Origin of the sequence: Cellulosilyticum ruminicola JCM 14822, assembly GCF_001311925.1 — a bacterium.
Taxonomy (GTDB): Bacteria; Bacillota; Clostridia; order Lachnospirales; family Cellulosilyticaceae; genus Cellulosilyticum; species Cellulosilyticum ruminicola.
In genome coordinates this window covers 17,781-43,734 of sequence record NZ_BBCG01000024.1, presented here as the reverse complement: position 1 = coordinate 43,734, position 25,954 = coordinate 17,781, and the positions used below count along the sequence as shown (strand labels likewise).

Below are 25,954 nucleotides of genomic sequence, written 5' to 3'. Positions count from 1 at the left end.
AAGGAGGAAAAAAATGAACTCAGTATCAGAAAAAACTATTAACACTATTAGGGTACTTGCTGCAGAGGCAATTCAAAAAGCAAATTCAGGACATCCAGGACTTCCACTTGGATCAGCTCCTATGGCCTATACATTATGGGCAGAAGAAATGAATCACAATCCTAAAAATCCTAAATGGATTAACAGAGATAGATTTGTACTTTCAGCAGGACACGGTTCAGCACTTCTTTATACATTACTTCACTTATTCGAATATGGATTAACAATTGAAGACCTTCAAGGATTCCGTCAAGAAGGAAGCTTAACACCAGGACATCCAGAGTTTGGTCATACTGTAGGGGTAGAAACAACAACAGGGCCACTTGGACAAGGTATTGCAACAGCTGTAGGTATGGCAATGGCTGAAAAACATTTAGCAGCTAAATTCAACAAAGATGGTTACAATGTAGTAGATCACTATAGCTACGCTTTAGTTGGTGATGGATGCTTAATGGAAGGTATTTCATACGAAGCAGCAGCAATCGCTGGAACACTTAAACTTGGTAAATTAATCGTTCTTTATGATTCAAATAACATTACAATCGAAGGAAGCACAGATATTGCATTTAGAGAAAATGTAAGGGCTCGTTTCGAAGCACAAGGATTTGAAACGTTCTTGGTGGAAGATGGAAATGATACAGAAGCTATTGCAAAAGCTATTAAAGCAGCAAAAGCTAACTTAGATAAACCAAGCTTTATCGAAGTAAAAACACAAATCGGTTATGGCTGTCCTAAAAAACAAGGAAAATCATCAGCTCATGGTGAACCTCTTGGAGTAGATAACATCATTGAAATGAAAGAATTCTTAGGTTGTGAAAAAGATGAATTCTTTGTAGCAGAAGATGTACGTGCACATCTTAGAGATATCGTAAAAGCTGGAGAATCTAAAGAAGCTGCATGGAATGAATTATTCGAAAACTATGCAAAAGCTTATCCAGAGCTTGCAGCAGAATGGAAACAATGGTTTAGTGAAGAAGAAGTAGACTTATCAGACCTTTACGAAAAATACTCTGATACTGCTTCTAAAAAAGCAACACGTAATGTTTCATTTGAAGTAATCAATGAAATGGCAAATCGTGTACCAAACATCATTGGTGGTTCAGCTGACCTTGCACCATCTACAAAAACTTATATGAACGGAAAAGGTGACTTTAGTAGTGATGACTACTTAGGTCAGAATCTTCACTTCGGTATTCGCGAACACGCAATGGGAGCTGTTGCAAATGGACTTGCAGTTCATGGCGGACTTAAAACATTCTGCTCTACATTCTTCGTATTCAGTGATTATATGAAAAACCCAATGCGTCTTGCAGCACTTATGAAATTACCAGTAACTTATGTTCTTACACATGATAGTATCGGGGTAGGAGAAGATGGACCAACTCACCAACCAATTGAACAACTTGCTATGCTTCGTAGTACACCAAACATGGTAACATTTAGACCAGCAGATGCTAAAGAAACAGTAGCGGCTTGGGAATATGCATTAAATAGCAAAACAGAACCAGTTGCAATCGTTCTTTCAAGACAAGACCTTCCATACCTTGCAAAAACAGGCGCAGATGCTAAAAAAGGTGCATATGTAGTTGCTGGTGTAGAACCAAAAGATGCAGATATCATTTTAATGGGTTCAGGTTCAGAAGTACAACTTGCAGTAAAAGCTACAGAAGAACTTGCTAAAGAAGGAATCAAAGCTACAGCAGTAAGTATGGTTTCTATGGATGTATTTGAAGAACAATCTAAAGAATACAAAGAAAGTGTATTACCATCAAACAAAACTAAGAGAGTAGCTATCGAAGCTGCATCTCCATTTGGATGGCATAAATATACAGGATTCGAAGGTGAAGTTATTGCAATTGATCACTTTGGTGAATCAGCTCCAGCAGGACTTATTTTCGAAAAATACGGTTTTACAGTAGATAATGTAGTAAAAGTAGCTAAAGGAATCCTCTAATTATAAGGATTAGTGAGCTTTAAAGTAAATATAAGTCAAAAAAGGATAGCGTAGTTATACGTTATCCTTTTTATTTGTGTATGCATTTTTTACCATAAATAAAACACCAGAAAACACCAAGTGTTGCAAAACAATACATCTCGTTCTGAATATATTGAAATATTTGATTGAAAATTTATAATGAAATCATACAAGAGGTTAAAACTTTAAGCAAAGTGTCTAATCTTGGATAAAGAGTCATTAAGGAAGTTGTTAACAACTACTAATGAAAAAATGTACATTAGGGTAAGAACATAAGCTTATGGGAGTAACCTACTTTTATAACTTAGGAGGAGTAATAAATGAAAAACAAAAAACTTTATGGTTTTATTACAAGTGTACTTGTTGGTGCACAATGCTTAGCGCCTCTTACAACATTAGCTGCAATAAATGATAGTGTTGATTATGGTGATCGTTTCGAGCAATTTTATTCAAAAATTGTTGGTACAAAAGATTCTAAAGGCAGAGGAACATCTGATTTCTTCAGCCAGATGGTATTCCTTATCACTCAATTGAAACAATGAACTGTGAAGCTCCTGATCAAGGACATGAGTCAACTAGTGAAGCTGCTAGTTACTATGTATGGTTAGAAGCTATGCATGGTAGATTATCAGGAGATTTCTCAGGTATTGGTGAATCTTGGAGAGTAATAGAAGATTACTTCATCCCAACAGACAAAGATCAACCAACAAACCAAGTAGGTAAAGCTACATATGCAGCTGAATATCCATTACCAGATTACTATCCAAGTCAATTACACCAAGATAAAACAGCTGGTGTAGACCCAATCGCTAATGAACTTCAAAGCACATATAATACAAAAACACTTTATGGTATGCACTGGTTAATTGACTGTGATAACTGGTATGGATTTGGTGTAAGAGGAGATGGAAAATCTACACCATCTTACATCAATACATTCCAACGTGGTGAACAAGAATCAACATTTGAAACTATTACACAACCATGTTGGGAAGAATTTAACTGGGGTAGTGAAAGTGGATTCCTTCCATTATTCACACTTGATGCAACATATTCTAAACAATGGAAATACACAGATGCTCCAGATGCTGATGCTCGTACAATTCAAGCTACATACTGGGCTAAAGAATGGGCTAAAGACTATGGCGTAAACCTTTCTCAATATACTGCTAAAGCTGCTAAAATGGGTGACTATTTAAGATATGCTATGTTTGATAAATACTTTGTAAAACAAGGTGCTCAAAGCTACACACCAGGTACAGGATATGATTCTTGTGGATACTTATTATCTTGGTACTATGCATGGGGTGGTTCTATAAAAGGTGATTGGAGTTGGAGAATTGGTTCAAGTTACAACCACTTTGGTTACCAAAGTCCAGTTGCTGCTTACATCCTTTCTACAGATAGTGAAATGAAACCAAAATCAACAAATGGTGCAAGAGATTGGTCTAAGAGCTTAGATAGACAAATTGAATTCTATCAATGGTTACAATCTGATGAAGGTGGTATCGCTGGTGGTTCTTGTAACTCATATGGTGGACAATATCAAAAATATCCATCAGGAGCAAGCACATTCTACGGAACAGTTTATGATGAAGATCCAGTATATCACGATCCATCAAGTAACAGATGGTTTGGTATGCAAGCTTGGTCAATGCAACGTATGGCAGAGTACTTCTATTTATCAGGTGATGAAAGAGTTCAACCATTACTTGATAAATGGGCTGCTTGGGCTGCATCAGAGATTAAATTAAATGGAACTACATTTGAAATTCCAAGTAACTTAATCTGGGAAGGCCAACCAGATACATGGAATGGTACATATACAGGAAACAAAGGTCTTCATGTAAAAGTTGAAACATATGGTCAAGACCTTGGTGTAGCTGGTTCATTATCTAATGCACTTCTTTACTATGCAGCAGCTACTCAAAAACATAAAACAGGTGCAGATTGGCAAACACCATACAATGCAGCTAAAGGCTTATTAGATTGTATCTGGGATAACTACCAAGATGATAAAGGTATCGTATCTTCAGAAGATCGTCAAGACTTCGTACGTATCTTCGATCAAGAAGTATACGTTCCAACTGGATACTTAGGAGAAATGCCTAATGGAGATCAAATCAAACCAGGTATAACATTCCTTGATATTCGTACAAAATACAAAGATGATAAAGACTTCCCAAGACTTCAAGCAGCTTATGAAGAATACAAGAAGACAGGCGAATTCCACTTCGAAATGAACTACCACAGATGGTGGGCACAATGTGACTTCGCTGTTGCTTTAGGAACATTAGATTACTTATTAGATGAAGGATTCTTCAAAACAGATGAAACAGGTGGAACTGAAGTTGTTGATCCAAAACCAGTTGTAACAATTACTGCTCCTGCAACAGCAAAAGTTGGAGATAAAGTTACAGTTAAAGTTGATGCTACAATTAAAACAGGTTCAGTTGAAGGATTAACAGTTAAAGTTAATGGTAGAAATGTTACATTAAACAATGGTGAATATACATTTACAGCTAATGCTGCAGGTGAATATACATTCACAGTTGAAGCAACTTCTGATAAACAACAAGTAACTAAGAAATCAGCTACTGTTACAGTAAGTAAAAAAGATGAAGTAATAGTTACTCCAGTAGTAGATGAAGTTGGTACAGTTACTATTACAGCTGGTGGTAATGCTCAAGTAGTAGTTACATCTGATAAAGAAGTAGCTCTTAATACAGTTACTGTTACAAAGAAATTCACAGCTACTAACTTAACAAATCCAGTAGTATACGTTGATAATGTAGGTGCTCAATTTACAGGAGCTCCTTGGTATGCTGCACTTACAAGTGATACAAAAGCAACAGTTAAATCACTTGGTGATAACGAATATGAATTAGTTGTTACATTCACAAGCACACAAAAAATCAGCGCTGGTAATGGTGTAGTTACAGCTGATATGCGTATCTGCAACAGTGACTGGTCTAATGTTGGAACAATCACAGTAGTTGACTAATAGTTAAAATTTAGAGACTTAATAGATACAACAGATAGAAAACCCGGTGAATTAGTGGATTTGCTGGGTTTCTATCGGGTTTAAGATTAATAAGTTAGTAATAATAGGAGGTATGAAGATGAAAAACAAAAGATTATGGTCTAGTATGGTTTCAGTAGCAATGGCAACATCTACAATTGCATCACTTCCAGCTACAAATGTAATGGCAGCTTCTAATTTCAACTATGCAGAAGCATTACAAAAAGGTATCATGTTCTATGAATTACAAGAATCTGGTAAATTACCAGAAACAAAACGTAATAACTGGCGTGGAGACTCTGCTTTAACAGATGGAGCAGATAATGGTCTTGACTTAACAGGTGGTTGGTATGATGCTGGTGATAATGTTAAATTCAACTTACCAATGTCATATACATCTACAATGCTTGCTTGGTCTTACTTAGAAGACAAAGATATCTATGAAAAATCAGGTGAAGATAAATTTATCTTAGATCAAATCAAATGGGCAAATGATTACTTCATTAAATGTAATCCAGATCCAAATACATACTACTTCCAAGTAGGTGATGGTAACGCTGACCATGCATTCTGGGGTGCATCAGAAATCATGCAAATGGCTAGACCATCTTACAAAGTAAACGTAGCTCAACCAGGTTCAGCAGTAGCTGGTGAAACAGCAGCTTCTCTTGCAGCTTGTGCTATCGCATTCAAAGATAGTGATCCAGCATATGCAGAAAAATGCTTAGATCATGCTAAACAACTTTATGCATTAGCAGAAAAAATGGGTGGAGATACATACTATGATACAATTGCTGGTTCATTCTACAAATCATGGAGTGGATACCAAGATGAACTTGCATGGGCTGGTGCTTGGTTATACAAAGCAACAGGTGATGAAACATATTTAGCAAAAGCTGAAGCAGCTACAGAATTCTTCGGTACAGAAAAACAAGGTGGCACAGAAAAAGCGTATACATGGGGTCACAACTGGGATGATGTACATTTAGGAGCATCTCTTCTTTTAGCACAAATTACAGATAAAGCTGCATACAAAGAAAATATTGAAAACCATTTAGATTACTGGGCAACAGATAAAGATGGTGAACATATTACACGTACACCAAAAGGACTTGCTTGGCTTACAGAGTGGGGTCCACTTAGATATGCTGCGACAGCTGGTTTCATGGCTTCTGTTTATGCTGATTGGGATGGATGTAGTGCTGAAAAAGCTGCTGAATACAGAACATTTGCTAAAACACAAGCAGATTATATGTTAGGAAGCACAGGACGTAGCTTCGTAGTAGGATTTGGTGAAAATGCACCAGCTAGACCACACCATAGAACAGCTCATGGTGGATGGGAAAACAACCTTAGTGGGGCACCACAACAACACCGCCACACATTAGTAGGAGCATTAGTTGGTGGGCCAGATAGCAGTGATGGATACAAAGATGTTATTACAGACTACGTATCAAACGAAGTAGCTTGTGACTACAATGCAGGTTTCGTAGGGCTTATGGCTAAAATGTATAAAGAATACGGTGGAACACTAATTGCAAACTTAACTGCAAATGAAGAAGTAGGCGAAGAAATATTCCTTGAAGCAGGTATCAATGCTCAAGATAAAACAAATAAAATCAACTTTGTTGAATTTAAGTTCATGCTTCGTAACCATACAGCATGGCCTGCAAGAGTAACAGATCAATTAAAATATAGAGTATTCTTAGACTTAACTGATGTAATTAATAATGGTTATACAGCTGATGATATGTCAGTTTCAGCTAGTTATAGACAATATGCTGGTACAAAAATATCAAAAGTATTACCTTTTGATGAAGCAAATAACATTTATTATGTAGATGTTGATTTAACAGGAGCTAAGATTTATCCAGGTGGTCAATCAGAATGTAGAAATGAAGTACAACTTAGAATTGCTGCTCCATGTAAATGGGACTACACAAAGAGTTATTCATTAGAAGGATTAGAATCAAGCGGTTCAAATAATATGGTTCGTGCTACAAACATGGCTGTATATGATAATGATGAATTAGTATTTGGTAGTGAACCTGGTACACAAGTAGTGAAACCAGCAACTCCATCTGTAAAAATTACAGGACCTTCATCAGTTAAAGTAGGTGAAGAAGCAGCTATTGCAGTTGATACATCTATTTCAAGAGGTACAATCAAATCTGTAGTTGTTACAGCAAATGGTAAAGAAGTTGAAAAGAATGAAGAAGGTAAATATGCAGTTACAGCTGAAGAAGAAGGTACAATCAGCTTTGAAGTTACAGCAACATCAGACGAAGATGTAGTTAAAACAGCTACTAAAGTTGTAAATGTAGTTAAAGAACAACAAAGCGGAAGCGAAGGAGAAAGCGGAAACGAAGGAGAAAGCGGAAACGAAGGAGAAGGCGGAAACGTTGAAACAGGTACAGTAACAGGCGATGTAAATGCTAAAGTTGTAATGGCTGACGCAGGAAATACAATTTCTGCTAAAGTAACAGTTACTGCAGAAAAAGATACAGCTCTTAATACAATTATAGTTAAACAAACATTTACAGCTGATGGTGTAGCTGGTAACCCAATTGTAAATATCGATAATGTAGGCGCTCAATTTACAGGTGCACCTTGGTACTTAGCACTTACAGATGATACTAAAGCAACAGTTACATCACTTGGAGATAATGAATACTGCTTAACAATTACGTTTACAAATAGTCAAGAAATTACAAAAGGAAATGGAACAGTTGCAGCAGATCTCCGTATTTGTCAAAATGATTGGTCTAACTTCTCTAATGTAAAAGTTGGTACAACAACAGTTGAAGTTAAATAGTAGATATAAAAAAGCCTAGCAAATTATAACTTGCTAGGCTTTTTTTGCTAAAGAATAAGGTGACATGAAATATTGTAGTATCTTGCTTTTATGTTAAAACTCACAAGTATAAATATGCAATATAATAAAGTAATGTAAAAACTGCTAAAAATTAGTGGGTGTAACTATAAAAATATACAATTTTTTATTTTGAAAATAATAAAATATATGAAAAAATAATAAAATTGTGATAAAATGTAATTGTAGCATTATAGCAGGAAAGACTGATATATAAGCTATGAAATAAATCATTGGAATTAGGGGGCATAGAATGATTAAAATAGCTATATGTGAGGATGAAAAAATTTTTAGAGACCACTTAATAAGATTGCTAAAAGGTTATTTTGAAGAACGTAAAATAGAATATTCCATAGATGATTTTTTAAGAGGAGAAGATTTATTAAAAGTATCACTTGATCAATATGATATATTCTGTTTAGACGTAGCAATACAAGATGGTATGAGTGGTATAGAAACAGCAAAAAAGATACGTGAAAAAACACATACAAGTGACATTATTTTTACAACAAGTCATCAAGAAGAGGCTTATAAAGCTTTTGAAGTAAACACCCTTAGATATTTATTAAAACCAATTCAAAAAGATGAGCTTGAACAAACATTAGACCTTGCGTTAAAAAGAAAGGAGGAGAGAGAAAGCCAATTCTTAGTACTTAATCAAGGACAAAAGTTCATTCAAATACCACTTATTGATATAGTATATTTCGAAACACAAGACAGAAAAATTAAGGTTAATACTATGAAAAAACCATATATTGTGGATAATAAAATCAATGAACTTGAAAAACAACTTGTAGACCGCAACTTCTTTAGAATTCATAAATCATATTTGATTAACATGGTATATATTCGTGAACATGATCAAAGTACTGTGACTATGCAAAATGGAGACGTTGTTTATATTAGTAGACTAAAACTTAAATCATTTAAAGAAAAATTCGGCGTCTTCCTAAGGAGGGAACGTGGTGAATAATATTTTAGATCATTACATAATAGCAGGGATAGAACTTGCATTATCAACGGCTATATATTGTTTACTTGTAGACCTTATTTCTAAAAGGGCGAAAGTTACTATAAAAAAGGTAATACAATGTATCATTTGGTCAATAATTGTATTTATGATACAAGCTGTAATATTTAATGATTGGGAAATTCTAAATGGAATATTCTTTATAGGGATAGTAATTTTATGCTTTTTATTTAATGAAAATGAATTATTAACCAAGATATGGAAAGTTTTATCTATTTTAGGGGTTGAAGGATTAATTGGATATCTTTGCAATATTGCATGCAGCTGTTTCCCGGATGATTTATGGTCTAATTGGTTTATATATTATTTTTCAGTAAGTATTATTGAATTTTTAGTAACATGGATGATTGTACGTATAATTAAAAAGTTTAACTTATTTAAAACAGTAAATTGTGAGAGTATTGTTTTTTCAAAGGCTGAAGGTGTTCTACTATGTATACTAGGATATTGTGTAAATATAAATTCATTAATTGCACTTAATTGTTATGATAATTTAGAAAAAATAAGCATAGGGCCAGTAACACTTATAGTATGGTCAATAACCAGTATTATTTCATTAATGGCTTTAGCTCTAGGGATAGATAAAAATATTGCTCAAAATTATTATTTAAAAGTTAACGAATTAATAAAGAGACAATTTAAAAGACAGGTGACTTATTATGAGAAAATTGAAGAAAGTCATAAGGAAATTAGAGAAATTAAACATGATATGAAAAATCATTTGATAGCTATGCAAGGTTTATTGCAAGAAAATAAGCTTGAAGAATTAGAAAAATATATTCATGATATAAGAGCTAATGTAGAAAGTAAGATGGGGCTTATATCAACAGGTAATACTATTGTAGATAGCATATTAAATGAGAAATATGCCGTTGCACATGAAAAGCAAATTCATATGGAGGTTAAAGTAGGTGTAGAAGGTGATATTGATATGGAATTTGTTGATTTATGCATTATTTTATCTAATAGTATTGATAATGCCATAGAAGCTTGTGAACGTATAGAAGATCCTGAAAAAAGAAAAATTAGTATTCAATGTAATTACAGAGCGGGTTATTTTTTATATGAAGTTATCAATACGATGAAAGAAGAAAGGGTATCCAAGTTAAAAAATAAGATAGAAACTATTAAAAAAGATAAGAAAAATCATGGCTTTGGTATAGGAAACATTAAAAAAAGCGTTAGAAAATATGATGGTGATGTTAAAACAAATTCAGGTGATTTTCAGTTTATTCTGCAAGTAGAAATTAATACGAAAGCAGTTAAAGCACTTCAAGCATAAAGCGGTAAAATGAAAAATTATAAAGTACATTTTATGCAGAAAAAAACAACATCTTGAACAACGAATGGATATATTGAACTAATAAAATTGAAATATTATAATTTTGTTGTACAATATAGTTAATAAAACAAGTTATCTAAGGGGGATGATGGATATGTTAAATAAATTACGAATGAATTCAAAGGAAAAAATAAATGCTAATACTTTTAAAGAAATAAGTGTAGGATTTAAAGAAGTAGAGAAGGAAGATTTACAACAAAAAGTTATAGGTGGAGCTAGAGCAAAATTCTATCGTAAAGAGAGAGCAGCTGTTAAAAAAATAGCAGGTTGGTAATTATCTAATACATATTAAAATGAGCTAATGTTAATTAGCTCATTTTGCGTTTAGGATTTGATATAATAGGGGGAGGAAAGTGATTATAATAAGCTTAAGGTGGTGGAGTATGTTTTTTAGACATAAGGTGAAAAATCCAGTAGAGCAGCAAATCGAAATGTTGATCAATGATTTGAAGTTATATCTAGAGAATAATTATAAGGACTTAGCGATTCAATCTAGGAAGGATGCTATTATGTTAGTGGAAGAGAGTTATAGAGGCGGAAAGATTTCTGAGAAAAGCTATGCCAAGTATAAAGAGATATTAAGTGAGTATACGGAAAATATGAAAGGATATAATCACCAACAGTTTTATCATAGTTAATAAAAAATGTAGTTAATAAGTGCCTAATCATAAGAATAAGGTGAACATATAAAGGGTTATTTGCATTCAATTGGTATTAATATGCAAATAACCCTTATTTAATTGTTGTAAAAGTGCATAATTTTCTATTTGTAGTATAGTCAGAATTTAATATACTAATATTAGGTAATAATATTATATACATAAACTAGATAAAAGGAGCTAGATATGTGGCGCAGTATTATTGAGATATTAAAATTAACATTACTAAGCTTGGAAATTACATTTTGTATAGGCATATTTACACAGATTTTTCTAGAGAGAAGTAAGATTAATTTAGAGAGAATTTTACTGTATAGTGGTATGGGTATTTTAAGTTCTTTATTTATCTATTTTAGAGGTGGAAGTGTAGAAGATTTAGAGGTATCAATATATACGTTATGGGGCGTATTAATTGTAGTATTTTTGTATAAGGGAACAATATTTTACAAGATATGGAGTATGTGGGTGGCCTATGAGATGCTGATCATTGTTGTAGGAAGCATAGAGCTAGTTTTAGGTATTATTTTATTTGAAATAGGTGACTTAGACCTTATAGGAGAAGTGATTATGAATGAATGGATATGTATTCCGGAAATTATTAGTGTAATCATCGCATTTTTGCTCATCAAAAGTACACCTTTTTATTACAAAGATAAAGCCTGTTATAGAAAGCTTTCTCCTTTTAAAAAAATTGTAATTTTGATTATAATGAACGGTATAGGTCAAATGGCAGGTTTGGGGATGGATGTTGTAGATGGTTTGAAGGGGAATGTAGCACAAGGAAATATTACACTATTCTTAAGTATTTATGTGGTCATTATATTAGGCAGCGCCATTATGCTGCAATCTTATGGCGAAATCCATAATACCTATACAAATAAAGAAGCATTGTTAATTCAAAGCTTTACTGAGAAGCATGTAGTAACTGCAAAACAGTTAGAGAAGCAGGACTTATTTAATCAAAAAGATAAAGAGATGTTACATCAGCAAATTAGTGGTTTGGCACAGCTGGCAGAAGAATCTGGATTTGAAGAAATCAGACAGTATGCAGAGGAGTTAGCAAGTGCTGTAGAACCTATGAATCAAGAATTTTTGTTAACGGGGCATAGAGTATTAGATGCGCTGCTTAGAGAAAAGTATCTTATAACAAAGGAAAAGGGAATCAAGCTTGCCAATAAGATTAGTATTCCAGATCATATTGCATTAAATAGCACTGAGCTTAGCATTATTGTGGGACAAGCTTTGGATTATGCTATAAGACAGTGTGAAGCAGTTAAAGGTGAGAAATCTATTTTGGTAGAAGGTGTTTGGTATAAGGGCTATATTATGCTGAAGTTATGGTATAGTCATGCAGAAGAAGCTACAGAAGATAAAAAAACAGAATTACAAGTTATAGAAAGATATATTAAAAAGTATGAAGGGCAGCTTAATGAAGTAGTAGCACTTCATAGAAATAAGCTAGAATTAAGGTTCAATGCAACAAGCTAGATTAAATATAGGAATAAAGGTGAGTATATGGTGGAGACTTTAAGCTTTGGAATAGACAAGATGGGGATGTGGGTTTTATCTTTTACAGGAAATATTATTTTAATAAGTATCTTTTCAAAGAAAGCAAAATTGAGTGTAAAGAATATTGTTAGTCATATGTCTGTAATAGGCATTATTGTGGGATTATATATTGTTTATGCCAAAGTAGCTGAAGAAGATTTTTATTTATATTTAGTCCTTAACTTTATATTTATCCATATGATTTTTAAAAATAAGTTATGGGAATTTTGTTTAGTACAATCAATTTATTATATTAACTATACTTTTTGGTGGGTAATTTTTGATTATATAGGTGACAAGTTCAAGAGTGAAATAATAAGAAACTATTTGTCTCCAGCTATAGCTGCATTAATCGTATGTGTTATTTTGACTAAGGTGTTTAAAAGTACATTTTTTATACTATAGGAATAAAACAGTATATGAGAAATTATCTTTGTATCAAAGTGCTTTTTATAGCTTTGTAGGCATAGCTATTATATTGACAGCTAACATGGGGATTAAAGCTTATATACAAGGATTTGAAGTCTACTATGGTGATATTAGACCTTTACTAACAATTTATATAGCATTGATAGGAAGCTTAGTTTTTATATAAAGGGCCATAAGATGATTGTGAAGCAATATGAAGTGAAAGAAAAGGAATTAGTACATAATTTTTCAAATCAGCAGTTAGAAGCGTATAAATGCCTTATACGGCTAGAACGAGAGAATGAAGTTGAGAAGAATACAGTAAGTAATGAAGTAACAAAGTTAATAGGACTTATAGAACCAGAACAAATAGAGTGTATGCAGCCTTATGTAGAAGCGCTACAGGAACAGCTCATTATTGAAGAAAATAATATATTAACGGGTAATACCATAGTTGATGCAATTATGAATGAGAAATATAAAGTGGCTTGTGAAAAGCATATTCTTATAAGCATAAATATAAGTTTACCTGAGAAGCTGGGTATAAGCGTTGAAGAGTTATGTTTGATAATAGGAAATAGCATAGATTATGCTTTAGAAGCCTGTGAGAATATTACTTTAGGCAAAGGGAGAAAAGTTAAAATTAAAGGTGTTTGGTATAAAGGATATATTATATTTAAGATTTGGTTCAGTAAATCAGAAAATGCAGAACAAGAAAAGATTAGTAGTGCCACAGAAACTAGATTTGCTTTAGAAAATGATTTATATGGGTTAGGGGCCGTTAATAAAATTATACAAAGATATGATGGTAAGTTGGAATTTTATACAGAAGGAAAATGGCATAAGTTAGAAATTTGTTTTAATACAGTAAGTAAATAGTGGGGTGAGAAGCTGTTGAAATTTATATTTTGTACACATAATATTATGTATGTTATATACAGTGGAATTATGTGTTATTACAAATTTATTTATGCCAATAGCTAAATTTACCAAGAAAAGAACTATAATTTATGGGGGGAATTTTAACACTAGTATGTGTCGAATTAATATATGGACAGGGGATGAGTAGTAATACTGGGTATATTATTATGTCAGCATTTATACTTAATAACCTATTTCATGAAGGGAAGTTTAAAATACGTATATGTACATTCTTCTTAACTTATGTTATTTCCGAAGCGGGACAAACAGTCATAAGAATTTTAATAGATAGGGTTTATATGCGTATAGGTTATGAATCAGTAAGCTTTATAACAGGAGATTTATTAATTCATGTGTGTACATTAGGTGTAGCTTTAGGTGTAAGCCTTTTTTGAAAAAAGAAATTATGTATCAAATGTATCAAAGAGGGCAAGAAGAGTATGATGGGTGAGCTGCATAGTGTTAAGTTTAATGGGTAGTGTATATACCTTGATATTTAAATTCTTGTGTTATAGTTATTTAAACAAGGATGAGATCATAATTAGTTCAAAAATGAAAGTTAATATTAGTTTGTCTGAAAAAGTAGGAATGAGAACAGTAGAACTTTGTATGTTTTTGGATAACATTTTAGAGTATGTCTTAGAGTAATGTGAGCATATTAAAGAAGATAGAGATAAAAACATTAGTGTAGAAGGTGTCTGGTATAAGGGGTATATTATGTTTAAAGTGTACTATTCAATACCAAAAGAAGTGAAAAAAGCAAGGAAAGATAATGCAGAATACTTAATTAAACGAGCAATTGCTAAAAATCCCTATGGACTTGGTAACATTGTAAGAAATATTTATAAGTATGAGGGTGAAATGAGCTTACAGAAATGTGGCTGGGGTGAAAAGAAATTGACTTTCAGCTTAAATACAGGTTAAATAAAAGTGTAAGAAACAAAAGAGAAAAGGAGTGTATAAAATGATTAAACATATTGTAATGTGGCAAGTGAAAGAGCATGAAGTACATGGAAACAAAGAAGAAATTATTGCTAAGATGAAAGCTGAGTTAGAAGGTTTAAAGGGGAAAATAGAAGGACTTGTAGAGATTGAGGTAGGTAAGAATTACAATATAAGTGCAGCTGCATATGATGTAGTACTTTATTCGACTTTTACAAGTAAAGAAGCATTAGAAGGTTATCAAAATCATCCACTTCATGTGGCAATCGGACAGAATCTTGTTAGACAAGTTGCCATAAGTCGCATTGTTGTGGATTATGAATCTTAGAAAAATGTAGAAAAATAGAAAAAGTTTAAGTGAAATCGTTGACTATAAATTCATATCTATGTATACTTATTCATAAGAAGTGTTTGAAAAAATATAATTTATTAAGAATTTTAATAAGACAGTGAGAATATAGCATAATTAAAGGGGGCGATTTTATGAAAATAAATAAATTATTAAAAGCATTAGCAGTATTAACAATAGGAACATTACTTATGGGGATGATGGTTGGCTGTGGTAAACAATATATCGTTATGGGAACAAATGCTGAATTTGAACCATTTGAATATCGTGAAGGAACAGAGATTGTAGGTTTTGATGTGGAGATTGCTGAGGCAGTAGCTGAGAAGTTAGGAAAAGAATTAAAGATTGAAGATATGGAGTTTGACTCTTTAATTGCACAGCTTAATGCAGGAAGATTAGATTTCGTAGCTTCAGGTATGACAATTAAACCAGCTCGTGAAAAACAAGTAGATTTCTCAGATTCATATTTTACATCTAAACAAGTTATCATTGTAAAAGAAGAAAATGAAGATATTAAAGTAGGTGAAGATTTAAAAGGTAAATCAGTAGGGGTACAATTAGGTACAACAGGTGAAGAATATATTAGTGAAGAAGAGGATGTAGAATGTATACCTTTTAATAAAGGAACTTTAGCTGTTATGGATCTTGTAAATGGTAAAATCGATGCAGTTGTTATTGATGAAGAGCCTGCTAAACGTATGGTAGCTGCTCAAAAAGGACTTAAAGTATTAGAAGCACCATTTGTTGAAGAAAAATACGCAATAGCAGTTAAAAAAGGTGATGTTGAACTTAAAGAGGCTATTGATGAAACTTTAGCAGAACTTCAATCAAGTGGAAAATATGATGAAATGTATGCAAAATACTTTGCTGAGTAATGACAAATAAATGGATTAATGGGGTACAGCAGTATGGAGAATTTCTTTTATCATTTATTGGGACAACAAAACTTTGATTTTTATAGTACATTTTTTAGTAATGCTTTTTACCAATTAATTTTAAATGGTATTCTATGGACTTTAGGGCTTACTATTATTGCAGCTATTGTAGGATTAATCATTGGTATAATTATAGCGCTTATTGGCTTCATAAAAACTACTAAGCGTACAGGAGTTTTATGGCAAATTCTTCGCATTATACAAATAATCTTGAAATATATTGCAAGTGCATATGTGTATATTATTAGGGGAACACCAACAACTGTTCAAGTAATTTTCCTATGGACAGTATTATGTGCAAGTGTACCTTCTGAATATCGTATTTGGGTAGGTGGACTTGCCTTTGGTATTAATAGTGGCGCTTATATGTCTGAGCTTATTCGTGCAGGTATTCAAGGCATTGATAAGGGACAAATGGAAGCAGGACGTTCTCTAGGCTTTACATATACACAAACAATGAAGCATATTATCCTGCCACAGGCTTTCAAGCAAATGTTACCAGCCTTTGTAAGTGAATTTATCGTGCTTATCAAAGAAACTTCTATCGTAGGGTATATTGGTGGTATGGACTTAACACGTGCAGGCAATATCATTATTAGTAGAACATATAATGCAGCACAGCCATTATTAATAGTGGCTATATGTTATTTGATGATTACAGGGATACTTACATTATTTATGAAACAACTAGAGAAAAAGTTGAACAGCAAAAACTAGGAGGAGGATTATGATACAAATTAAAGACTTATATAAAAGTTATGGCTCTCTAGAAGTCTTAAAAGGAATTAATGACTATGTTAAAAAGGGAGAGGTAGTTGTAATAATTGGTCCTTCTGGTTCAGGAAAATCAACTTATCTAAGATGTATTAATCAGATGGAAGAGGTTTCGTCTGGCCATATTTTAATTAATAATGTAGATATCACAAACCCAGATATCAATATTAATAAAGTGCGTCAACAAGTAGGGATGGTATTTCAACATTTTAATTTATTCCCTCATATGACTGTGCTTGAGAATATTACTTTAGCTCCTATTAAACTTAAAAAACTTTCTAAAGAAGAAGCAGATAAGATTGGAATGGAGCTCCTTCACAAGGTTGGACTTGAAGATAAAGCAAGTGTTTATCCTAACACTTTATCAGGTGGGCAAAAACAGCGTATAGCTATTGCTAGGGCATTAGCTATGAAACCAGAAGTTATGTTATTTGATGAACCAACTTCTGCCTTAGATCCAGAAATGGTTAAAGAGGTATTAGAAGTTATTAAAGAGCTTGCTGAGGAAGGAATGACAATGATGATTGTTACCCATGAAATGGGCTTTGCTAAGGAAGTAGGGACTAAATTATTATTTATGGATGGTGGCAAAATCATTGAACAGGGAAAACCAGTAGAAGTGTTCGCAAATCCAAAGCAAGAAAGAACTAAATTATTCTTTAGTAAAGTTTTATAAAATAATAAAAAACTAGTTGATAGAAGATGAAATTCTTTTATCAACTAGTTTTTATTACTCTGAAGAAGTAGCAAGTTCTTTTTTTAATTTCTTGAGACCATAAAGCTTTTTATTAGCTGCTTTAAGCAGTTCTTCTAAGCTTGGACTACTATTAGCATTAAATGGAACACCGCCTATAGAAATGCTGAATTTATAAGATTTATGATAAGTAATATTAAAGTTTTTACAAATAACTTCAATTTGAGTTGTAACATACTCTATGTAACTTTCTTCTTTATCTAAGCAGAAAATGATGAATTCATCCCCACCCATACGGGCAATAAGTGTATCAGGATTTTTAAAAATCTGTTTAAATATTTTTGACATAGCAACAATGGCAACATCTCCCTCGCTATGTCCACAGGTATCGTTAATAACTTTGAGACCATCCATATCAGCATAGAATAGGATTCCTTTGCGATTTTGCTGCTTAGCTAGATTATAGCTTGCAACGGCTTTTGTGAAGAAACCACGGCGATTTAGAAGCCCTGTAAGTTCATCTGTTTGAGAAAGGGTTTCTAACTTGTTTTTTGTAGTTTTTTCTATTCTAAATATAGAAGAAAGCTTCAGTGCACAGCCTAGTTCTAAGGTAAGCGTTTCAATGAGATCATAATTATCAGAAGGCATTTCTAATACAATGACACCAAGCTGTTCATTACCAAAAAATATGGAATGAATAAATGATGTATAAGGATGGTCTTTGTTAGTTAGGCCATAGGTGACAATTTCCTTAGGTGTTAAAGGTGGCACTTCATGAATATTATCAATGATTTTATCATCTATATATCCCATGTATAGATGAAGCTTTTCAGGCATCTGCCATTTATCTGTTAGATGATGGGTAATCCCTTCATCGTATAGATAAACAAGGCAAGTATGAATACCACAAGTCATAAGGTTTTCTGCAATAGAAGAAAGCGTTAAGTTTTGAACAGTAATATTATGTGTAATTGATAAGAGTACTTGACGAATAAATGCAAAGTTATTAGTAACACGGTTTGTTTTATGACCATAGTATTTTAACGAATCATTAAATAAATCATCTGAAAGGTTTTCAAATAAGTTTGTAATGAAACCAATTTTAGATAAGTCATCACATCTAAGAAGCCAATCTTTTTTGAGCGAAGCTAAAAAATGTTTAAGGTTAAGTGTTGTAGCCAAAGACGGTGATAAAGCCTTTTTACATTTTAAGAAAAGATTTGTACAAGTCGCTGGCGTAGGAAACTGAGCCGGTGATAAAAAGAGTAATGAGTATATTTGTATAACAAATTCCTCAAGTTTAGGAATTGTAGAATTCGGTAAATAATAATGGCTTTGCGTGAGTAATGATTCGGCAAGTAGTTTAGCACCTTCGATATTGAGAATAGGTCCCAACATAGGAGCGGAGAAAAAGTTACAACCACAAGATTCTCTAAGAATTAGTTTGCAAGGGATAAGCCTGTTTTGAACGGGATGCCCTTGAAGCATATTAATGAGTAATTGAAAAGCATTTCGCGCAAAGTCTTCTAAAGGTTGTTCAATGGTTGATAAACTAGGAACACAATAAGCAGAGGTATGAATATTATCAAACCCCGTAATAGCTACATCTTCAGGAACTTTTATGTCCCGTTTTTGAAGTTCATTGAGTACGGTAAGTGCCATAGAATCATTAGAGCAGACCACTGCATCAATAGGAAGATTACCTTGATCGAAAAGAACCTTTACAGCTTCTATAGCAGAGTCTGGTGTAAAATCTCCGATACGTATATAGTCTTCGCGGAAAGGAATATTATTTTCACGAAGTGCTTCTTTATAACCTAAATAACGATCTAAAGCATCACAGTTACTACTAGGACCAGATAAAAAGGCAATGTTTTTCTTATGATGTTTTGTGATAAGATGTGATACTAGTTGTTTTAATACAGCTTTATTATCTGTATATACACTAGGCATATCATTAACAAATGAACCGAGACTTACTGTAGGAATATTCTTAAATTTTGAATAAAAGCGTCTATATTCCGTAGGGCTTAAGAAAGAAGAGAGCACGCCAGATGCTAAGATGATACCATCTAAAACTTCTTGATTAGCATAATCAAAAGCAACATTACATTGATACTGATGCTTATACTGCTGAAATGAAAAATCAGGATTTAGAGAACCACCTAAAAAATTTACTAAGTTTACTTGATATTCTTTAGCAATTTTAGAAACAGCTTGAAAAAGTATAGTAGAATACTCAAGCTCAACTCCAGTAGTAAAAAAGCCAATCGTGTATACTGGATGGACTTGGTCGTTCACGTTTATTTTCACCCCCATACAATTATTTTAAACAATAATGAATATTTTAAATTATACAACAGTAGGCGCTAAATTAATAGATATAATATGTAAAAGTGTAAATGTAAGTAAATGAAATTATTATAATAAAAAGAAGAAATGGAAAGTACTGGATAGATATTTAAGGGTTATTTGAAACAGGGCTAATATATGCTAGAATAGGATTATAGAAGAATAAATACGTTTTAGGTGTAAAGACATTAAATAACTTTCGTAACAGGGAAATGTGTAGAACACTGCAGCCCCCGCTACTGTATATGAAGAGATATGTTTAAATGCACTAAGCATAAGCTAGGGAAGGTAAATATATTGATGACGCATAAGCCAGGAGACCTACCTAGGATAAGAAATATTGCTTTCGGTGGGAGAGAAATTTAGATATGGCTTAAGATTAAAATATCTTATTGTGCGTATATAAACAGAAGGTCCCTAAAAGGGACCTTTTTCCCTGTGAAAAATTAAAAAACATTTAAAGGAGAATTGAACATGAGTAAATGTATTATGTTTCAAGGTACTTGTTCTGATGCAGGGAAGAGCCTTATAACAGCAGCGTTTTGTAGAATATTTAAACAAGATGGTTTAAAGCCTATTCCATTTAAATCACAAAATATGGCTTTAAATTCATATATTACAGATGAAGGATTAGAAATGGGACGTGCTCAAGTATTTCAAGCAGAGGCAGCGGGTATGAAACCACAAGTATGCATGAATCCTATTTTATTAAAACCATCTTCAGATCGTAAATCTCAAGTTATTATTAATGGTAAGGTTTATAAAAATATGAATGCTAGAGAGTATCATGAATTTAAACCAGAGCTTGCAGGAATGATTCGTGAGATTTATGAGGATATTAGCAGCAAACACGATATAGTTGTAATTGAAGGTGCAGGAAGTCCTGCGGAAATTAATTTACGTGATAAAGATATCGTAAATATGGGAATGGCAGAGATTGCAGATGCACCGGTTATTTTAATTGGTGACATTGACCGCGGTGGTGTATTTGCTTCCTTAGCAGGGACAATTATGCTTTTAACAGAGGAAGAACGTAAACGTGTAAAGGGCGTAATTATTAATAAATTCCGTGGGGATAAAACAATTTTAGAGCCAGGAATTAAAATGCTTGAAGATATTATTAAAATTCCAGTATTAGGGGTTATACCTTATACATATCTTAAGCTTGAAGATGAAGATAGTTTATCAAGAAGTTTCAAAAATAAACGCAGTAAATCAAAACCTATAGACATAGCTGTGCTTTACTTACCACATATCTCTAACTTTACTGATTTTAATATGTTTGAAACCCAAGAAGATGTTAACTTAAGATATGTAAGACGAGGAGAATCAATTGGGGAAACTGATATGGTTATTATTCCAGGAAGTAAAAATACTATTGCGGATTTAATGTATTTAAAGGAAAGCGGACTAGATATTGAAATTCATAAACTTCAAAAAGAAGGTAAGTTAATCTGGGGTGTATGTGGCGGCTATCAAATGTTAGGACAAAAGATTTATGATCCATCAGGAGTAGAAGGTGAGCAGAAAGAGTGTTATGGTCTTGGACTTTTAAATATGGAGACAACTTTTGCAGAGGAGAAAGTGACAACTCAGGTAATTGGTAAGATTAATGAAGACTTACCAGGATGTTTTAAAGAGCTTGGTGGCAAAATTGTAAAAGGTTATGAGATTCACATGGGTGTAAGCAGGAAAACAGGCCCATGTCAGGAACTTTTAACTATTGCAAACAGTTTAGGTGAAGCTGTGAATTATTTAGAAGGCTGCATGAATGAAGAAGGAAATGTCATTGGTTCTTATATGCATGGAATATTTGATGAAGCAGAATTCTTAAGAGGCTTATTAAATATTATACGTCGTGAGAAAAACTTAGAGGATGTTCAAAGTGAAGTAGCCTCATATGCTGATTTTAAAGAAGGCGAATATGATAAGTTAGCAGCAGTAGTAAGAGAAAATATGGATATGGCTGCTATTTATGAGATTTTAGGACTTAAGGAGAATGGGAATGCAATCTAGAAAGATATTAATTGCTGGTACAAATAGTGGTGTAGGTAAGACGACTATATCACTTGGAATTATGCAGGCACTTAAAAATAGAAATATGGTGGTACAGCCTTATAAAGTAGGACCAGATTATATTGATACAGCTTATCATACTCACATTACAAAACGTGCGTCTAGAAATTTAGATGCTTATATGTTAGAAGAAGAAAAGTTAAAGTACTTATTTAATAAGGTTAAGGTGGATGCAGATATTAGCGTGGTAGAAGGTGTAATGGGCTTATATGATGGAAAGGGGACAGATATTAATAATTGTAGCAGCAGCAGTATGGCTAAGTTATTAAATATTCCAGTTATTCTTGTTATCAATGCTAAGGCTATGGCAGCTTCTAGTGCAGCTATGGTACTTGGGTATCAAAAAATAGATCCAGATCTTAATATTTGCGGAGTCATTGCTAATAATGTACGTACAGAAGGGCATTACAAATTAGTTAAAGAATCTATTGAGAAATATTGTGGGGTAGAAGTATTAGGTTACTTCCCTCCAAATGAAAGCTTCAGTTTACCATCTAGACACTTGGGGCTTGTACCAAGTAACGAAATGGAAGCTTTAGATGATAAGTTCCAGAGCTTAGGAAGTGAAATAGAGAAATATATTAATATTGATCGTCTCCTAGAACTTTGTGAGACGGAAGATGTAGAAACGGATTATAAACCAGAAATAGTATCTAGTGGGCTTACAAAAGTGAAAGGAAAGAAGATTGCTATTGCCCAAGATAAGGCATTTAACTTCTATTATGCAGATAACTTAGATTTACTAAGAGATATGGGACTTGAAATCGTAAACTTCAGTCCATTATATGATAAAGAATTACCAGTCTGTGATTATATTTATATTGGTGGTGGGTTCCCAGAGGTTTTTGGAAAAGAACTAGCAGCGAATAAGGTCGTTCGTGAAGCTATTAAAAAGGCCCATGAAGCAGGTATACCGATTTATGCAGAATGTGGCGGATTAATGTATTTAGGTGAGGGATTAATTGACCATGATGAAAATTACTACGAGATGGTAGGCATTTTTGAAGGAGTAAGCCGTATGACAAAATCACTTAAACGTTTTGGCTACTGTTATGGCACTGCTCAAGAAGAAACGATTCTTTCTAAAGTAGGCGATACTTTAAGAGGACATGAATTTCACCATTCAGAGTTTGAAAGCAAAGAAAAAGGTGTTTATATTATGCAAAAAGGTGCTAAGGCTAAGGAAGAGGATAAATGGAGTGGAGGCTATAGCAAAGGTAATACATTAGCTGCTTATTTGCACATTCATTTCTATAGTAACTTGGAAGCACTTGCACATTTTTTAATAGAGGTGTGAGATAAATATGGCGAGTTTACAGATTATTATGGGGTATATATTAGATTTAATCTTTGGAGATCCTTATGAGTTTCCGCATCCAGTACGTTTCATAGGTAAGCTTATCCGTTTTGTAGAAGGCAAAGTGAGAAAGTGTGCCAAAAGTAAAAGAGCACTTAAAGTAGGCGGGTTTATTTTATGGCTTGTAACAGTGGGTGTGACGTATTTAGTTGCATGGAGTATTGTAAAAGTAGCGGATATTCATCCAATAGTAGTTTTTGTGGTCAATGCATTTTTAATTTATACAACTTTAGCAACTAAGTGTTTAAAAGACGAAGCTGTTAAAATCTATAAAGTTTTAGGGACTGGTGATATAGAAGCTTCTAGAAAACAGCTTTCTTATATTGTTGGACGCGATACAAGCCAGTTAGATGAAGGTGAGATTGTACGTGCTACAGTAGAAACTGTGGCAGAAAATACAACAGATGGTATTATTGCCCCATTATTTTATGCTTGTATTGGTGGTGCACCTTTAGCTTTTGCTTATAAGGCTATTAATACTTTAGATTCTACAGTGGGTTATAAAAATGAGAAGTATGGAGATATTGGTTTTGTTTCAGCTAAGATTGATGATGTGGCCAACTATATTCCAGCAAGACTTACAGCCTTTTTAATGATGATTGCAAGTTTCATTTTACGTTATAATGCAAGAGACTGCATTAAAATAGCAATAAGAGACCGTAAAAATCATAAGAGTCCTAATTGTGCTTACCCAGAGGGGGCAGTAGCAGGAGCTTTAGGTATTCAATTAGGTGGGACAAATGTCTACTTTGGTGAGGTGGTTTATAAACCAACGATTGGTGATAAAAAACGTGAGACAGAGCGTGAGGATATCGTAAGAACTAATAAATTTATGTATGTAACATCAATTGTAGCCTTAATTATTTTTATTGGTATTAAAATAGGTTTAGGTATGCTTTAAAGCAGATTTAAGCAAGAAGGAGAAATTAAATGAAATCATTAGGACATGGAGCCAATGTAGAAGAAATGGCAAGCTTGTATGGTAAGAATCCAAAGGAGATTATTGACTTTAGTTCTAATATTAATCCGAAGGTACCAGAAGTTTTAGAAGAAGTATTAAAAGAAGCCTTACAAAATGCCAAGGCTTATCCAGATATTCACTATACAGTACTTAGAAAGTCTATTGCCACATATTTAAGCGTAAAGGCTGAAGAAATTATAGTAGGTAATGGTGCAACAGAAATCGTGTATTTACTTATGAAGACTTTAAATAATAAGTTACAAGGTGGCACATTAGGCGTGATGAACCCTACTTTTTCAGAGTATGAACGTAGTAGTAGGTTAAGTGGGATGCAAATTAAAGACTTGTATCTAACAGAAGCAGGAAATACATTTGAGATAAATCAGGCAAAGCTTGCAGAAAGCTTAGATGAAATAGATGCTTTATTTATTTGTAATCCTAATAATCCTACAGGACATGTACAGGATCTTACAGGAATTATAGAGATTCTAGAAGCAAGGGAAAAACTTTTAATTGTAGATGAAACATTTATGGAGTTTGTAGCAGAAGAGGAAAAATTAAGTTTAGTAAATAAAATAAGTCAGTATAAGAATTTAATTATTATTAAGGCTGTTACTAAATTTTTTGGGCTTCCAGGCTTAAGATTAGGCTATGGCGTAACTAGTAATAAGACATTACTAGAAGGTATGTATAACTATAAAGAACCTTGGACAGTGAATAGTTTTGCAGAGGCATTAACACCTAAATTCTTAGAAGACAAAGCTTATATTAAAGAAAGTAAAGCTTACTTTATTAAAGAACGTGAACGTATGATGAATACTTTGAGTGAGATTAAAGGACTCAAAGTATATGAAGCAACAACTAATTTTATATTAATACAGTTATTTGAAAAGACGGCAAGTGAACTTAAAACGAATTTATTTAAAAAACATAATATGCTTATAAGAGATGCATCTAATTTTAAAGGATTAGATGAACATTTTATCCGTGTAGCAGTTAAAAGTGAAATAGAAAATAATCAGCTCATAGCAGCAATAAGAGAGGAATTAAATCATGAGTTATATTAAAAATCCTATGGCAATTGAAACGAAAAGTTTTGAAATTATTCAAGATATTATTGATGAAACTAGACCAGGATATGAATTCAAAAATGAAGTAGAAGAGAAAATTATTAAACGTGCCATTCATACAACAGCAGACTTTGAATACTTAGATATTCTTAAAATATCTGAAACAGCAGTAGAATCAATCAAAGATGCTCTTTTAAATTGTGCAACAATTTACACAGATACCAATATGGCTTTAAGTGGGATTAATAAAACAAGACTTAAAGCGTTAGGTGTAGAAGTAAAATGTTATGTAAGTGATGAAACAGTAAGTGCTATGGCAAAAGAAAAAGAAATGACACGTTCGATGGCAGCTGTAGAATATGCAGCAGCTCAGGAAGGACGTAAAATTTTTGTATTAGGTAATGCGCCTACAGCACTTTATAAAGTGATGGAAATGAAAGAAGAAGGCAGGTTAGATGTAGACGCGGTAGTAGGCGTACCAGTAGGATTCGTTGGAGCAGCTGAATCTAAAGATGCTTTAGAACAAACAGATATTCCCTATATTCTTTCTAAAGGACGTAAAGGTGGCAGCAATTTAGCAGCAGCAATCATTAATGCAATCGTATATAGTCTATAGTGAGATTTAGGC

Annotated in this window: 23 protein-coding genes and 1 riboswitch; of the genes, 22 read left to right on the top strand and 1 reads right to left on the bottom strand. The window is 33.1% G+C overall.

All coding sequences use genetic code 11. The features are described 5' to 3' along the window. Positions 1–13 precede the first annotated feature (13 nt). The 17 genes from tkt to JCM14822_RS09695 all read left to right on the top strand — a co-directional run bounded on the left by tkt (position 14) and on the right by JCM14822_RS09695 (position 17,492). Entirely contained in the window at positions 14–1,993 is a 1,980-nt protein-coding gene (tkt, locus tag JCM14822_RS09775) for a transketolase (RefSeq protein ID WP_054741939.1), read from the top strand. Between the two features lie 341 nt (positions 1,994–2,334). Continuing rightward, positions 2,335–2,556: a hypothetical protein gene (locus JCM14822_RS21840; RefSeq protein WP_054741937.1), complete on the top strand. Its 222-nt coding sequence runs from the start codon at positions 2,335–2,337 to the stop codon at positions 2,554–2,556. Further along, the gene (locus JCM14822_RS09765) at positions 2,553–5,018 is read left to right on the top strand and encodes a glycoside hydrolase family 48 protein (RefSeq protein ID WP_054741935.1); all 2,466 of its coding nucleotides are present in this window, start codon (positions 2,553–2,555) and stop codon (positions 5,016–5,018) included. The genes JCM14822_RS21840 and JCM14822_RS09765 overlap by 4 nt, the downstream gene beginning before the upstream one ends. Before the next feature lie 118 nt (positions 5,019–5,136). After that, complete coding sequence (locus JCM14822_RS09760; protein ID WP_054741933.1) at positions 5,137–7,851, top strand: glycoside hydrolase family 9 protein; 2,715 nt, start codon at positions 5,137–5,139, stop codon at positions 7,849–7,851. A 310-nt stretch (positions 7,852–8,161) separates the two neighbouring features. Next, complete coding sequence (locus JCM14822_RS09755; RefSeq protein WP_054741931.1) at positions 8,162–8,881, top strand: LytR/AlgR family response regulator transcription factor; 720 nt, start codon at positions 8,162–8,164, stop codon at positions 8,879–8,881. After that, entirely contained in the window at positions 8,874–10,220 is a 1,347-nt protein-coding gene (locus tag JCM14822_RS09750; protein WP_054741929.1) for a sensor histidine kinase, read from the top strand. The genes JCM14822_RS09755 and JCM14822_RS09750 overlap by 8 nt, the downstream gene beginning before the upstream one ends. A 154-nt stretch (positions 10,221–10,374) precedes the next feature. Then, positions 10,375–10,554, top strand: coding sequence for a hypothetical protein (locus JCM14822_RS09745; RefSeq protein ID WP_054741928.1), 180 nt, complete (start codon positions 10,375–10,377; stop codon positions 10,552–10,554). A 109-nt stretch (positions 10,555–10,663) separates the two neighbouring features. Next, positions 10,664–10,918, top strand: coding sequence for a hypothetical protein (locus JCM14822_RS09740; protein ID WP_157047706.1), 255 nt, complete (start codon positions 10,664–10,666; stop codon positions 10,916–10,918). A gap of 207 nt (positions 10,919–11,125) precedes the next feature. Beyond that, positions 11,126–12,427, top strand: a complete 1,302-nt coding sequence (locus JCM14822_RS09735) for an ATP-binding protein (protein WP_054741925.1) — start codon at positions 11,126–11,128, stop codon at positions 12,425–12,427. A gap of 30 nt (positions 12,428–12,457) precedes the next feature. Continuing rightward, entirely contained in the window at positions 12,458–12,892 is a 435-nt protein-coding gene (locus tag JCM14822_RS09730; protein ID WP_157047705.1) for a hypothetical protein, read from the top strand. Between the two features lie 201 nt (positions 12,893–13,093). Then, on the top strand, positions 13,094–13,774 hold the full coding sequence (locus tag JCM14822_RS09725) for a GHKL domain-containing protein (protein ID WP_054741921.1): 681 nt from the start codon (positions 13,094–13,096) through the stop codon (positions 13,772–13,774). Between the two features lie 131 nt (positions 13,775–13,905). Continuing rightward, positions 13,906–14,211 carry a hypothetical protein gene (locus JCM14822_RS09720; RefSeq protein ID WP_054741919.1) on the top strand — a complete coding sequence of 102 codons (306 nt, stop codon included), beginning with the start codon at positions 13,906–13,908 and terminating at the stop codon, positions 14,209–14,211. Positions 14,212–14,533: 322 nt separating this feature from the next. Further along, a complete protein-coding gene (locus tag JCM14822_RS09715) occupies positions 14,534–14,740 on the top strand; it encodes a hypothetical protein (RefSeq protein ID WP_054741918.1) in 207 nt (68 codons plus the stop codon). 40 nt (positions 14,741–14,780) lie between these two features. Further along, the gene (locus JCM14822_RS09710) at positions 14,781–15,086 is read left to right on the top strand and encodes a Dabb family protein (protein WP_054741916.1); all 306 of its coding nucleotides are present in this window, start codon (positions 14,781–14,783) and stop codon (positions 15,084–15,086) included. Between the two features lie 155 nt (positions 15,087–15,241). Further along, complete coding sequence (locus JCM14822_RS09705; protein WP_054741914.1) at positions 15,242–15,982, top strand: basic amino acid ABC transporter substrate-binding protein; 741 nt, start codon at positions 15,242–15,244, stop codon at positions 15,980–15,982. Positions 15,983–16,015: 33 nt separating this feature from the next. Continuing rightward, complete coding sequence (locus tag JCM14822_RS09700) at positions 16,016–16,759, top strand: amino acid ABC transporter permease (RefSeq protein WP_083461365.1); 744 nt, start codon at positions 16,016–16,018, stop codon at positions 16,757–16,759. Positions 16,760–16,769: 10 nt separating this feature from the next. Then, positions 16,770–17,492 (top strand): amino acid ABC transporter ATP-binding protein, encoded by a 723-nt coding sequence (locus JCM14822_RS09695; protein ID WP_054741912.1) that lies wholly within the window; start codon positions 16,770–16,772, stop codon positions 17,490–17,492. A 54-nt stretch (positions 17,493–17,546) separates the two neighbouring features. On the opposite strand, the gene JCM14822_RS09690 is transcribed toward JCM14822_RS09695, so the two are convergent. Further along, complete coding sequence (locus JCM14822_RS09690; protein WP_054741910.1) at positions 17,547–19,811, bottom strand: GGDEF domain-containing protein; 2,265 nt, start codon at positions 19,809–19,811, stop codon at positions 17,547–17,549. Positions 19,812–20,020: 209 nt separating this feature from the next. Further along, a riboswitch (cobalamin riboswitch) is annotated at positions 20,021–20,205 on the top strand. A 131-nt stretch (positions 20,206–20,336) separates the two neighbouring features. On the opposite strand from JCM14822_RS09690, the gene JCM14822_RS09685 reads away from it, so the two are divergent. From JCM14822_RS09685 to JCM14822_RS09665, 5 genes are read left to right on the top strand one after another with little or no spacing between them, the layout of a single operon-like run. Beyond that, on the top strand, positions 20,337–21,878 hold the full coding sequence (locus JCM14822_RS09685; protein ID WP_054741907.1) for a cobyric acid synthase: 1,542 nt from the start codon (positions 20,337–20,339) through the stop codon (positions 21,876–21,878). Continuing rightward, positions 21,868–23,235 carry a cobyrinate a,c-diamide synthase gene (locus JCM14822_RS09680; protein ID WP_054741905.1) on the top strand — a complete coding sequence of 456 codons (1,368 nt, stop codon included), beginning with the start codon at positions 21,868–21,870 and terminating at the stop codon, positions 23,233–23,235. Before JCM14822_RS09685 ends, JCM14822_RS09680 begins: the two co-directional genes overlap by 11 nt. Positions 23,236–23,242: 7 nt before the next feature. Continuing rightward, on the top strand, positions 23,243–24,196 hold the full coding sequence (cbiB, locus tag JCM14822_RS09675; RefSeq protein ID WP_054741903.1) for an adenosylcobinamide-phosphate synthase CbiB: 954 nt from the start codon (positions 23,243–23,245) through the stop codon (positions 24,194–24,196). A gap of 29 nt (positions 24,197–24,225) precedes the next feature. Further along, positions 24,226–25,323 (top strand): threonine-phosphate decarboxylase CobD, encoded by a 1,098-nt coding sequence (cobD, locus tag JCM14822_RS09670; RefSeq protein WP_054741900.1) that lies wholly within the window; start codon positions 24,226–24,228, stop codon positions 25,321–25,323. Next, the gene (locus tag JCM14822_RS09665) at positions 25,310–25,942 is read left to right on the top strand and encodes a cobalt-precorrin-8 methylmutase (RefSeq protein WP_054741898.1); all 633 of its coding nucleotides are present in this window, start codon (positions 25,310–25,312) and stop codon (positions 25,940–25,942) included. Before cobD ends, JCM14822_RS09665 begins: the two co-directional genes overlap by 14 nt. Positions 25,943–25,954: the final 12 nt, after the last annotated feature.